This window comes from Halalkalibacter oceani (assembly GCF_023715705.1).
Classification (GTDB): Bacteria; Bacillota; Bacilli; order Bacillales; family Bacillaceae_D; genus Halalkalibacter; species Halalkalibacter oceani_A.
Genome location: NZ_JAMBOS010000003.1, coordinates 233,680 through 246,533 on the forward strand (window position 1 = coordinate 233,680; position 12,854 = coordinate 246,533).

The 12,854-nt window shown below is 46.7% G+C and carries 14 protein-coding genes; all 14 read left to right on the forward strand.

Features of this window, described 5'->3' with window-relative positions:
- The first annotated feature begins 280 nt into the window (after window positions 1–280).
- Window positions 281–2,554, forward strand: coding sequence for a S8 family serine peptidase (locus M3212_RS21985; protein ID WP_285874042.1), 2,274 nt, complete (start codon window positions 281–283; stop codon window positions 2,552–2,554).
- 206 nt (window positions 2,555–2,760) lie between these two features.
- Entirely contained in the window at window positions 2,761–2,991 is a 231-nt protein-coding gene (locus M3212_RS04690) for an AtpZ/AtpI family protein (RefSeq protein ID WP_251192796.1), read from the forward strand.
- On the forward strand, window positions 2,988–3,377 hold the full coding sequence (locus tag M3212_RS04695) for an ATP synthase subunit I (RefSeq protein WP_251192797.1): 390 nt from the start codon (window positions 2,988–2,990) through the stop codon (window positions 3,375–3,377). Before M3212_RS04690 ends, M3212_RS04695 begins: the two co-directional genes overlap by 4 nt.
- A gap of 8 nt (window positions 3,378–3,385) precedes the next feature.
- Entirely contained in the window at window positions 3,386–4,099 is a 714-nt protein-coding gene (gene atpB, locus M3212_RS04700; protein ID WP_251192798.1) for a F0F1 ATP synthase subunit A, read from the forward strand.
- Between the two features lie 74 nt (window positions 4,100–4,173).
- A complete protein-coding gene (gene atpE / locus M3212_RS04705) occupies window positions 4,174–4,386 on the forward strand; it encodes a F0F1 ATP synthase subunit C (RefSeq protein ID WP_251192799.1) in 213 nt (70 codons plus the stop codon).
- 149 nt (window positions 4,387–4,535) lie between these two features.
- The gene (gene atpF / locus M3212_RS04710; protein ID WP_251192800.1) at window positions 4,536–5,042 is read left to right on the forward strand and encodes a F0F1 ATP synthase subunit B; all 507 of its coding nucleotides are present in this window, start codon (window positions 4,536–4,538) and stop codon (window positions 5,040–5,042) included.
- On the forward strand, window positions 5,039–5,587 hold the full coding sequence (locus M3212_RS04715) for a F0F1 ATP synthase subunit delta (protein WP_251192801.1): 549 nt from the start codon (window positions 5,039–5,041) through the stop codon (window positions 5,585–5,587). The genes atpF and M3212_RS04715 overlap by 4 nt, the downstream gene beginning before the upstream one ends.
- 22 nt (window positions 5,588–5,609) lie before the next feature.
- Complete coding sequence (atpA, locus tag M3212_RS04720; protein ID WP_251192802.1) at window positions 5,610–7,121, forward strand: F0F1 ATP synthase subunit alpha; 1,512 nt, start codon at window positions 5,610–5,612, stop codon at window positions 7,119–7,121.
- 61 nt (window positions 7,122–7,182) lie between these two features.
- The gene (gene atpG / locus M3212_RS04725) at window positions 7,183–8,040 is read left to right on the forward strand and encodes an ATP synthase F1 subunit gamma (protein WP_251192803.1); all 858 of its coding nucleotides are present in this window, start codon (window positions 7,183–7,185) and stop codon (window positions 8,038–8,040) included.
- A gap of 138 nt (window positions 8,041–8,178) precedes the next feature.
- Entirely contained in the window at window positions 8,179–9,591 is a 1,413-nt protein-coding gene (atpD, locus tag M3212_RS04730; RefSeq protein ID WP_251192804.1) for a F0F1 ATP synthase subunit beta, read from the forward strand.
- A gap of 96 nt (window positions 9,592–9,687) precedes the next feature.
- A complete protein-coding gene (locus M3212_RS04735) occupies window positions 9,688–10,089 on the forward strand; it encodes a F0F1 ATP synthase subunit epsilon (RefSeq protein WP_251192805.1) in 402 nt (133 codons plus the stop codon).
- Between the two features lie 224 nt (window positions 10,090–10,313).
- Window positions 10,314–10,595 carry a DUF1146 family protein gene (locus M3212_RS04740; RefSeq protein WP_434084033.1) on the forward strand — a complete coding sequence of 94 codons (282 nt, stop codon included), beginning with the start codon at window positions 10,314–10,316 and terminating at the stop codon, window positions 10,593–10,595.
- A 96-nt stretch (window positions 10,596–10,691) separates the two neighbouring features.
- A complete protein-coding gene (locus M3212_RS04745; RefSeq protein WP_251192806.1) occupies window positions 10,692–11,450 on the forward strand; it encodes a YwmB family TATA-box binding protein in 759 nt (252 codons plus the stop codon).
- Between the two features lie 41 nt (window positions 11,451–11,491).
- On the forward strand, window positions 11,492–12,817 hold the full coding sequence (murA, locus tag M3212_RS04750; RefSeq protein ID WP_251192807.1) for a UDP-N-acetylglucosamine 1-carboxyvinyltransferase: 1,326 nt from the start codon (window positions 11,492–11,494) through the stop codon (window positions 12,815–12,817).
- The last annotated feature ends 37 nt before the right edge of the window (window positions 12,818–12,854 follow it).

Consider the following 12,854-nt stretch of genomic DNA (forward strand, 5'->3'; position numbering starts at 1 on the left):
AGAGAGGAGCCATAGCAGCATAAGTCAGAGGGGAAAAGCGACTGGGCGTTTTTTCTTAAAAGATAAGGAAGTATAAAAATTTTCGGGATGATTCGGGGCGGGGCGTTGGCTTCGCGCGTTACGCGGATGGCTGAAAGAACCCCGCTTTCAGCCATCCTTAAACGATTGTAACGGCTCCGCACGCCGCTTCTAAGAAAAGCCGCAACGCTTTTTTCTTATACATGGATTTCAATGTCTTGCTCATACTACATAACATATGCAGGAAAGAAAGGGGATTGGTATGAGTAAGGTATTGAGCTGGCTCTTGGCTGGTGTTGTCATTTGTGTACTTGGCTTAAATGGAGCACAGGCTGCTGGCTACCCAGGCTTTCCAGCAGCGGAGAAAATAATTGTCATTGTGACAGCCGCGGAGGATGTCGATCATGCAGCTGCTGAAGTGATGGCACAGTGTTCAACATGTGAAATAAGAAAGACTTTTTCTGAAGTGCTAAATGGATTCTCAGTCGAAGTTCTCGAAAGTGAAGTCGAGCTACTGCGCCAACTCAATGCGATTGAGCGCGTTGATCCGGTTGTTCAATACGAGGCGAAGCTCGATGGCAGCGTGCCGTTTATCGGCGGAGATCAGGTGCGGGGCTCGCTCGACCGCAATGGGGACAGGCTGACGGGAAAGGGCATTAAGGTTGCTGTCATTGATACCGGAATTGACTACCGCCACCCTGATTTAAAGAGAAATTATAAAGGGGGCTATGACGTCGTTGATTATGATAACGATCCGATGGAGACGATTTCCTCGCAGGGGGCTCCGACGCTGCACGGCACGCATGTCGCCGGCATTATCGCCGCCAATGGGCAGGTGAAGGGCGTGGCACCCGAAGCCGAAATTTATGCGTACCGTGCGCTTGGTCCAGGAGGTCAGGGGACGACGGAGCAGGTCATTGAGGCGATTGAGAAAGCGGTTGCTGATGGGGTCGATGTCATTAATCTTTCCCTGGGAAATACGGTGAACGGACCCGATTGGCCAACGAGCGTGGCGCTTGATAAGGCGGTTGAGGCCGGTATTGTGGCGGTAACGTCGAATGGAAACAGCGGTCCGAATATGTGGACGGTCGGTTCGCCGGGCACTTCCACAAAAGCGATCTCCGTTGGCGCCTCAGCCCCGCCGATCCAGACGCCTTATGTGACGGTGGCCGGGCAGGAACGGGAAGTCACCCTCTATCCGTTGGGAGGGACTCTTCCGTGGGAATTAAAGCGGGATGCGCCGATGGTTGATGTCGGATACGGATTAGAAGAAGACTGGAAAAACAGCGACGTTCAGGGGAAGATTGCCTTAATCAAACGAGGGATGATTCCTTTCTCGGAAAAAGCGCAGGCGGCATTAGCGGAAGGCGCGAAAGCTGCGATTATTTACAATAATCTGCCGGGAGACTTTGTCGGCGTCACGCAAGTTGGCGTTAAGCTTCCGGTCGTCAGCATTTCAAAGGAAGACGGAGAATGGCTGAAGGAGCAGGTGGAGAAAGAAGGAGATTCCCTGCACATCCGGACGATTTACCGGCATGAGGAGGACTTTATTGCGCCATTCAGTTCAAGAGGACCGGTTACCCAGACATGGGAGGTGAAGCCGGACTTGGTTGCGCCGGGAGTGGCGATTGACAGCACGGTTCCGAACGGCTATCTCGGGTTGAACGGGACGAGCATGTCAGCTCCGCATGTTGCCGGGGCGGCGGCGCTAGTGAAGCAGGCCCATCCGGATTGGACTCCGGAACAGATCAAGGCAGCGTTGATGAACAGTGCGAAAAAGCTCGTAACAAAAGAGGGTGAGCCTTATCTGCCGTATGAGCAGGGAGCCGGGCGCCTTCAAGTCGACAAGGCAGTCGAAGCGACGACGCTGGCTTACCCCGGTGCGTTAACATTTGGAAAATGGTCAAAGGATGATCCGCGTGAAAAGCGTCAGGTGAGCTTTACGGTCGAGAACGTTGGAGACAGGACAAACACCTATCACATCAATCCGCCGTTTGAAGCGCCCGACGGACTGCAGTGGGAGGTGCCTTATGCAGTGACGCTCGCTCCGGGAGAAAAGGAAGAGGTGGCGATTCAGCTCGATCTTTTTCCGGCTGTCCTTGAAGAAGGAATTCATCACGGTGATGTTGTCGTCGAAGGAGGCGATGAGGATATTATTGTGCCGTATGTCTTTTTTATCGAGGAGCCAGATTATCCAAGAGTGATGGCTTTCAGCTTTGCGCCGGGAGATGCGCCGGGGGAATACCGCTACGAGCTGTATTTGCCGGGTGGCGCGGAAGAGGTTGGAATTGCTCTTTATGATCCCGATACATTCGAATTTATCCGTTTTCTTGACGTCAAGCATAATGTCGGCCGCGGCATGACAGGAGGACAATGGAAGGAGCTTGATTTGGAGGAGGGAACCTATAAAGCATTGGTCTACGCAAGGCAGGATGGCAAGGAGGATACAATAGAAGCGCTGATTACAGTGGGGGAATATCTCCCCCCTGAAAGGCAGGGGACAGAGGTCCAATTTAGACCTACTTTACCAAACTAATGCAATAAAGCAGGGCTTGCCGCTACTGTTTTTGACAGATATGTGAACGCAAAAAGGATGAGGGGTAATCTCTGTTGATTTAATAGTAAAACACATTGACATGAGGTTATCCCTATTGTAAGATTACAAAGGGTAAAATGGTAAGGGTTACAGTACATAAGGCGGGTTGGTTCTTTAAAAAGCCATAAGGTTTGAGGAGGCAAGTTATGCCTGATAACAGACGCAGCCCTTGGAGAGCAATGGTACTTGTTTCTATCATATCCTCCTATATTGTAGGTGGCGTGTTAGGTGGGGTTTTCTTAGGTTTATGGCTGGATTCAAAATTTGCTACACAGCCTTTGTTCCTGATCAGCTTTCTTTTATTGGGACTCTCTACCGGACTTTATGGAACGTATCACGCGATTCAGCCTTTTTTAGGAGACGATGCACAGAAATGATACTGTTTGAAGAGAAAATGAGGCACTATGCCATCATTGTTGCGTTGATTGGAATAAGTACTCTTCTTATCTTCCTACTAACTCCGTTACAAAGCTATTCCCTTGGTTTTTTATTTGGCCTTATTTTAGGTTTTATCAGTCTTTGGACAATCTATTATAAGACGAAAGTGGTCGGTCGAGCCACTGATGCGACTCGAAAATCGGCGTTCTCCCTCATATGGGCAGGCTCAGGGTTTGCCGTGCGGACAGCATTAGCTCTATTTGCCGTTTGGATGGCGCTTACCTATCCCGCATATATCCATCTTCTTTCAGTCATTACAGGGTTTTCCCTGATCTATATCATTTTACTTATTGACATGATTATCCAATTTATAAGAAAGAGGTGAAAGATAAAATGGATCATATAGCTCCGGTTCGTAACATTATGGGTTTAGACACTAATATGTCGACTGTCCTAATGACAACGGTCGCTTGTATTATTGTATTTTTAATTTGTTTCATTGGAACACGCCGCTTGTCGATGCGCCCATCCGGTTTGCAAAACTTCCTGGAATGGGTAATAGATTTCGTCAGGGGCATCATTAAAGCGAATATGAGCTGGAATGTCGGGGGACGATTTATTGCATTGGCGTTCACCTTGCTGTTCTATGTGTTTGTCGCGAACATGCTCGGAATGCCATTTGAACTTTATAATCCATCGACGCATGAAGTCTGGTGGAAGTCGCCGACCTCTGACCCAGTACTCACATTGACAATGGCCGTTCTTGTCGTTGTCTTGACCCATTATTACGGGATCAAAATCAAAGGGTTTGGTGAGTACTTGAAGGACTATGTCCGTCCGGTGCCGTTCCTGTTACCATTTAAGATCGTTGAGGAGTTCGCGAACACGCTGACGCTCGGTATGCGTTTATTTGGTAACGTATATGCAAAGGAAATCCTGATGGTGTTACTCGTTACGGTGGGGACATCAAGCTTGTTTGGGATTTTTGGCGCGTTTTTACCGCTTATGGCCTGGCAGGCCTTCGGGATTTTTATCGGTTCCATTCAAGCGTATATCTTTGCTATGCTCGCCATGGTTTATATGGCGCATAAGGTTGAAAGCCATTAGGTGAACACTGTCCTTTGCCGGACATTATATAAATTTACTAAAATTCATAACCAATTTAAGGAGGAAGTTAAATTATGTCATTTTTAGCAGCTGGTATTGCAGCAGGCCTAGCAGCCATTGGTGGAGCTATTGCCGTAGCACTAATCGTTAAAGCAACTCTTGAGGGTGTAACGCGTCAGCCTGAGCTTCGTGGAACATTACAAACACTTATGTTTATTGGTGTACCACTTGCCGAAGCCGTGCCGATTATCGCGATTGTTATTTCTTTCTTATTGTTGTTCCAATAAGAATGCCGGAACATACAAGGTCACATAAGCAAAATGGCGATAGCGTTCTCTATGAACCTTCGCCATTCCTTATGTAGCTTGTTGTAAATGAGCTTAACGTATTAAATCGTAGGAAGTATTCATAGAGATTATCCTTTTTAATCTTCATAATGAAGAAAGGAGTGAATGAAGTGGATGTCAATTGGGGATCAGCGATTTATCAGTTAGTGGCGTTCGTTACTTTGCTGTTATTAGTCAGCAAATTTGCGCTTAAGCCGCTTATGGGAGTAATGGAGAAGCGTGAACAACTTGTAAATGAACAAATAGACTCTGCTGAAAAGACACGTAAAGAAGCAGATGCTTTTATTAATGAACAGCGTAAAGAACTAGAAAAGGCTCGCGTAGAGGCGCAGAAGATCATTGATCAGGCGAAGAAACTCAGTGAGCAGCAGGCTCAGGATATTATCCAGCAGGCGAGAGAAAACGCTGAACGGGTAAAAGATTCTGCTTTGGCGGAAATTCAACGTGAAAAAGAACAGGCCGTTACTTCTCTTCGTGAACAGGTAGCAAGTCTATCCGTTTTAGTTGCAACTAAAGTAATTGAAAAGGAACTTGATGCGAAGGAGCAGGAGAAGCTTGTGCAGGAGTATCTTAAAGAGGTAGGCGAAGGGCTATGAGTAATCAAATAGCAGCCAATCGCTATGCACAAGCCCTTTTTCAGCTTGCGCAGGAAAAGAACCTTCTCGAAACAGTGAGCAGCGAGCTGGAGCTGGTGAAGAATGTTTATGAATCAACACCTGAATTTGGCCGATTCTTAAACCACCCGAAGGTCAGCGATGCACAGAAGCAGGCGTTCATTCAAAAAAGCTTTGGAAAGGCAATAAGTGAAACGAGCTTACATACGTTTTATCTGCTTATTGACCGGAAGCGGACAGATGAACTTGTACCGATGATTAAAACGTTTCAAGCTTTGGCCTATGAAGCTCAAAATATGGCGGAAGGGCTTGTCTATTCAGCTAAGCCGCTTTCGGAGCAGGAAATACAGCAAATTGCTGAGCTGTTTGCCAGCAAAGTCGGCAAAGCAAAGCTTGTTGTGAAAAATATTGTCAATCAGGATTTGATTGGCGGCATTAAGGTCCGCATTGGGGACCGTATTTTTGACGGTAGTGTTAAAGCACAGCTTGACCGTATCGAGCGCGAGCTTAGTACCGGAACACGCTAGTAGAAGATAGGGGTGAATGAAAATGAGCATCAAACCAGAGGAAATTAGCTCTCTTATAAAGCAGCAGATTGAGAACTTTCAATCTGAGGTTCAAGTACAAGAGGTAGGTACGGTTATCCGTGTTGGTGATGGTATCGCTCTTGCTCATGGTCTTGAAAACGTTATGGCCGGTGAGCTGCTTGAATTCTCAAACGGGGTAATGGGGATGGCTCAGAACCTTGAGGAGAACAGTGTCGGGATTATTATCCTTGGACCTTACAAGGAAATTCGTGAAGGTGACGAAGTAAAACGGACTGGTCGCATCATGGAAGTTCCGGTAGGGGAAGAATTATTAGGACGTGTTGTCAATCCGTTAGGGCAACCGATTGACGGACTTGGTCCAATTGCGACATCAAAGACGCGTCCAATTGAAAGCAAAGCACCAGGTGTTATGGATCGTAAATCCGTACATGAGCCGCTTCAAACAGGAATCAAGGCGATTGACACGATGATTCCAATTGGACGTGGACAGCGTGAATTGATTATCGGTGACCGTCAGACGGGTAAAACATCGATTGCAATTGACACGATCTTGAACCAAAAAGACGAAGATATGATTTGTATTTATGTCGCCATCGGCCAAAAGGAATCAACGGTTTCCGGCGTTGTGGAAACATTGCGTCAACGCGGTGCGCTTGATTATACAATCATTGTATCAGCGGGCGCTTCTGATCCGGCTCCTTTGCTGTACCTTGCACCATATGCAGGGGTTTCGATGGGTGAAGAATTCATGTACAACGGCAAACATGTTCTTGTGATCTACGATGACTTGACGAAGCAGGCTTCTGCTTATCGTGAGCTTTCATTATTGCTGCGTCGTCCTCCAGGTCGTGAAGCATTCCCAGGGGATGTGTTCTACTTACACTCCCGTTTACTTGAACGTGCTGCAAAGCTCAGTGATGCTAAGGGTGGCGGGTCGATTACAGCTCTTCCTTTCATTGAGACGCAGGCAGGCGACGTTTCAGCTTATATTCCAACAAACGTTATTTCAATTACAGATGGACAGATTTTCCTTCAGTCTGACCTTTTCCACTCTGGTGTACGTCCAGCGGTTAACGCCGGTCTGTCGGTTTCCCGGGTGGGGGGTTCAGCACAAATTAAAGCGATGAAGAAAGTTTCCGGTACGTTGCGTCTTGACCTTGCTGCTTACCGTGAGCTTGAAGCATTTGCTCAATTTGGATCTGACCTGGACCGTGCGACACAAGCGAAACTGAACCGTGGTCAACGTACAGTTGAAATTTTGAAACAGGATCTTCACCAGCCTTTACCGGTTGAAAAACAAGTTGCAAGTATTTATGCGTTAACGAAGGGATTCCTGGATGATATTCCACTTCAGGATGTACGCCGTTTTGAAGCAGAATTGCTTACCTTCCTTGAACACAATAAGAAAGAACTGCTTGACGGTATCCGTTCAACAGGTAATCTTCCTGACGATGCAGAATTTAAAGCTGCGATCGACGAATTCAAAAAAGGGTTTAACGTATCAAGCAACTAATTGCTAGAACCAGGAATGAGGAGCTTTCCTCATTAGTTTTTCAAAAAGGTGGTGAAATGAAATGGCTTCATTGCGAGATATAAAAGGACGAATCACGTCAACGAAGAAGACGAAGCAGATTACGAAGGCGATGCAAATGGTATCAGCTGCCAAGTTAAACCGCGCGCAAAATAATGCGCAGTCCTTTCTGCCTTATACAGAGAAGATCCGTGAAGTGGTGGCAAGCATTGCCGCTTCCGGAACACAGGTGTCCCACCCGATGCTGGAAGAACGTCCGGTGAAAAAGACGGGATATGTTGTGATTACCTCTGACCGCGGATTAGCCGGCGGCTATAACGCCAGTCTGATTCGTTCGCTTACGGAAACGATCAAGCAACGCCATTCATCAACCGATGAATTCGCGATTGTGGTGATGGGGCGAGTCGGACGTGATTTGTTTAAAAAGCGTAACCTCCCGATTGTTCAGGAGATTGTCGGGCTGGCCGATCAACCGGAGTTTCACGAAATCAAAACGATTGCCAAAACAACGGTTGATATGTTCGCAGATGGCGTATTTGATGAATTGTATCTTTGGTACAACCACTTTGTCAGTCCGATTACTCAGGAAGTGACAGAGAAAAAGCTTTTACCGTTAACGGATCTATCTGGAGCGGCTGCCACGAGCTCATATGAATATGAACCGTCTGAGCAAGCCATTTTAGAGCGCCTGTTGCCGCAATATGCTGAAAGCTTGATTTTCGGTGCCTTACTTGATGCGAAAGCGAGTGAATTCGGCGCGCGGATGACAGCGATGAGCGCAGCAACAGACAATGCGACATCTCTTATTGATGAGTTGACATTATCCTATAACCGGGCGCGTCAAGCAGCGATCACTCAGGAAATCACTGAGATCGTCGGCGGCGCAGCAGCGCTTGAATAAAGATCGGATACGGCGGCGTCTTTTTTTGTGAAGGACGCTGCTGACGGAGATAAAATGAAATGCCTGTCTCTTAAGGGATTAGACATTATGATTGATCGATAACAGCTGAATATAGTTATATAGGAGGGATAGGAAAACATGAATACAGGTCGTATTACTCAAGTAATGGGTCCGGTTGTCGATGTGAAATTCGATGATGGGCAGCTACCTGAAATCAACAATGCATTACTGGTTCGTCAAACGGCGTCCGGCCAAAATGCTGTTGAAGTCAATGTAACCCTTGAAGTGGCGTTACATCTTGGGGACAATTCAGTTCGTACGATAGCGATGGATTCTACAGACGGTCTTGTACGTGGTACAGCCGCTGTTGATACTGGTGCGCCAATCTCAGTACCGGTTGGTGAAGTAACACTTGGTCGGGTTTTCAATGTTCTTGGAGAAACCATTGACCTTGACGAGCCGATTCCTACAGATGCGAAGCGTGATCCAATTCACCGGGAATCGCCAAAATTTGAAGAGCTTTCTACAACAATTGAAATTCTTGAAACGGGAATCAAGGTTGTTGATTTGCTTGCACCATACATCAAAGGTGGTAAGATTGGTCTCTTTGGTGGAGCCGGTGTAGGGAAAACCGTTCTTATCCAGGAATTGATTAATAACATCGCTCAGGAGCACGGTGGTATTTCTGTATTCGCCGGAGTTGGAGAGCGGACGCGTGAAGGTAATGACCTTTACCATGAAATGACGGATTCCGGCGTTATTAAGAAAACAGCGATGGTATTCGGACAAATGAACGAGCCTCCTGGGGCGCGTATGCGTGTTGCCCTTTCTGGTTTGACAATGGCCGAGCATTTCCGTGATCGCGACGGACAGGACGTTCTTCTGTTCATTGATAACATCTTCCGCTTCACACAGGCCGGTTCCGAGGTTTCGGCTTTACTTGGCCGTATGCCTTCAGCGGTTGGTTATCAGCCGACACTTGCTACAGAAATGGGGCAATTGCAGGAGCGTATTACATCAACAAAGGTTGGTTCGGTTACATCAATTCAAGCGATTTATGTACCTGCCGATGACTATACAGATCCGGCGCCAGCAACGACGTTTGCTCACTTGGATGCAACAACAAACCTTGAGCGTAAGCTGTCTGAGATGGGGATTTATCCGGCGGTAGACCCGCTTGCTTCAACTTCACGTGCACTTTCTCCGGAAATTGTCGGTGAAGAACATTACAACGTAGCGCGTCAGGTTCAATCTACGCTGCAAAAGTATAAAGAACTACAGGATATCATTGCGATTCTTGGTATGGACGAGTTGTCTGAGGAAGATAAGCTTGTCGTTCAACGTGCTCGTCGTATTCAATTCTTCCTGTCCCAGAACTTCCACGTTGCGGAGCAGTTCACGGGTCAGCCGGGTTCTTACGTGCCGGTTAAAGAGACAATTAAAGGATTCAAGGAAATTCTCGAAGGAAAGTATGATGATCTTCCTGAAGATGCGTTCCGTCTAGTCGGACGAATTGAGGAAGTTGTTGAAAAAGCAAAAGAAATGGCTTAATCCCCTTTGATCCGGCCAGCATACTTGGATGCATGGTCGCTCAGGTAATAAGCTTTACTTTTCAAACCCGGGATTGCTAGTAGGGAGGGTCTTCACATGTCGACGATTCATGTAAATGTTGTTACTCCTGATGGCAAGGTGTATGACGGCGATGTCGAAATGGTCAGTGTTCGCACAGTAGAGGGCGAACTCGGTATCTTACCTCGACATATTCCGTTGGTTGCTCCATTAACAGTAGGAGCAGTACGCTTAAAAAAAGGCTCTACTGTTGAAAAAGTAGCTGTGAGTGGCGGATTTGTAGAAGTTCGTCCCGACCAGGTAACAATTTTAGCAGAGGCTGCTGAGTTGCCTTCAGGGATTGATGTGGAACGTGCACGTCAAGCGAAAGAGCGTGCAGAAAAACGGATTCATTCAACTCAAGATGATGCCGTGGATTTTAAACGGGCCGAATTGGCATTAAAGCGTGCCATCAACCGTTTGGATGTAGCTGGCAAATAAAAAAGGACTGACCCTGATGGGTCGGTCTTTTTTTATGCCAACCTTTGCAGGCGGGAACCGCTTTTAGTTGGCTGATATGCCTCAATCCCTTTTGCTTAAAGGTATTGTCGCTTTTTGTGAGCAATTGTTGAACATTATCAAAAAAAATAGGTCCGAACAACCACGAAGAAAACCTGTTTTAGCAGTAGATTTTTTTATGATAATCCGTTACTATGGAGGGTGGATTGCTTTATATCCGCAAGAAGATCAAGGATAAAGGAGTAATGACAGTGCTGGAAGGATTTGGGCAACAAGCAGTCATACATATTGTCGTCAACATCTTTTTCTTAGCTGCTACATGGTGGGCATTACAATCCTTTCGATTTGATCTTTTTGTCAAGGATCCGGAAGGGCCAAAGGCAAAAGCGCTGGTGATTCTGATTACAATCGCCATTGCTCACCTTGTCAGCCAGTTTTTCCTCGACTATTTAAATTCTTCCTTAATGCTTAGGTATTTATGGGAATAAATCATGTCGAGTGATGACTACAACTTCCATGTATGGATCACTCCCCAATGGTCAAAATGAGTAGTAATTAGACTTTCTCGGGGAGGAGAAACGCATATGACGTTTTGGAGATGGGTTGTTATTGGTTTTGTTTTATCTGCATGTGGGTATATTCATGTACAGAGCTCGGAGGCATATGACGGATCTGGTCAGCCACTTGAAGAGCTGCTTCAATTTGCGAAAAATGAGCAGCTTGATGTAAACGAGTGGCAAGTTCGTGTCCGCGAGGATGAGCGTGGTTATGTATCGAAACAAGCGTTCATCAAGGAAGTGCGATCTTTGGCAAAGATGCTATCTGGCTGGAAAGAAGAATCCGTTTCACTCGATGGTTCGGAGTGGAAGGCTCTTTTTACATATGATAATCCAGAACATCAGATGACGGAGTCTGTGCAGCTCTTCGCATACCAAGACGTTCGAGCAGATCAGCACGCTGCCTTATTAACGTATACCGTTAAAGGAAGAGGCAACCCTGGTGAAGAGTTGGTAAGACATCAGGAAATGATCGAGCAAAGAGTTCAGCAGCTTGATCTTATGCGATCTGACGTATATGTTCAAATTCAAGCTTATGATAACAAAAACAGAAATGTATCAAACGAAGAATTGGCACGAACTTGGGTAACAAAGCTTGGCGCAAAAAAGGTTGAAGCTCTTTATGAAGAGAGTTTTGTTTCTCTGTCAGCGTATAACCCCGATTGGCCAACAGGAATTGTAACAAATGATCATGAAATGAATGTCCAGCTCGCGATCCGGGAACAAGGATTGGGCGCGAGAACTACAGTAACATTAGGAACGCCTATTATTACCACTGAATATTGATGATAGAGAAGAGAATATATTTAGACGCGGAGGGGAATACGTTGGAGAAAATTATTGTCCGGGGTGGCAATCGGCTGCACGGCAAAATCAAGGTAGAAGGCGCAAAGAATGCTGTACTCCCTGTTATTGCTGCCTCGATTTTGGCTGAACGTGGCACCAGCCACATTTATGATGTGCCATCATTGGCAGATGTATACACGATGAAAGAAGTACTACGCAATTTAAATATTGAAGTCGAATATGAAAATAGAAGCTTCCATGTCAATGCGGAAAGTGTCCTGAAGACAGAAGCTCCATTTGAATATGTACGGAAGATGAGAGCTTCTTTTCTTGTGATGGGACCATTACTGGCGCGTGTCGGCAAAGCGCGAATCGCACTGCCGGGCGGATGCGCGATCGGTTCGCGTCCAATCGATCAGCACTTGAAAGGCTTTGAAGCGATGGGGGCAAAAGTCGAAATCGGAAAAGGCTTTATCGAGGCGCAGGTCGACGGACGTTTGCAAGGAGCAAAGATCTATCTCGACTTCCCAAGTGTCGGCGCAACGGAAAATATTATGATGGCCGCGACGATGGCAGAAGGTACGACAATCATTGAAAATGCCGCGGAAGAACCGGAAATTGTCTGTTTAGCGAACTATTTAAACGCGATGGGAGCAAAGGTCCGGGGTGCTGGAACAGGTATTATCCGCATTGAAGGTGTCGAGGGATTACAGGGGGCGGAACATACTGTGATTCCTGACCGAATTGAAGCCGGTACATTTATGGTGGCAGCGGCGATCACAAAGGGCGACCTTATTGTGGAAGGGGCTGTAGCTGAACACCTTCGGCCTCTTATTGCCAAAATGGAAGAAATGGGTGTCACCATTACGGAAGTTGAAAATGGATTACATGTCATTGGGCCGGAAACATTAAAGCCTGTTGATATTAAAACGATGCCTCATCCTGGATTCCCCACTGATATGCAGGCACAAATGATGGCGCTGCTCTTGCAGGCAAACGGTACGAGTGTCATTACCGAGACGGTGTTTGAGAACCGTTATATGCATGTGGAAGAATTCCGTCGCATGAACAGCAACATTAAGATTGAAGGACGTTCAGCGATCATCACAGGTCCGAATCAGCTTCAGGGCGCTGAAGTTGCGGCGACGGACTTACGAGCAGGAGCAGCGCTTATTTTAGCCGGGCTTGTGGCGGACGGCGTCACTCGGGTTACTGAATTACAGCATATTGACAGAGGTTATGTCAACCTGGCTGCCAAGCTGCAGGCAATTGGAGCAGATGTGGAGCGCATTGAGGAAGTCGCTGAAAGCGGAATTGACAACCTTGAGGCTCCGGCGTCTTTACGTCTTAATACGAATTTTGTTTAAGTCAAAATGTCTCAAAAGGGAACTAACACCTTTTTGG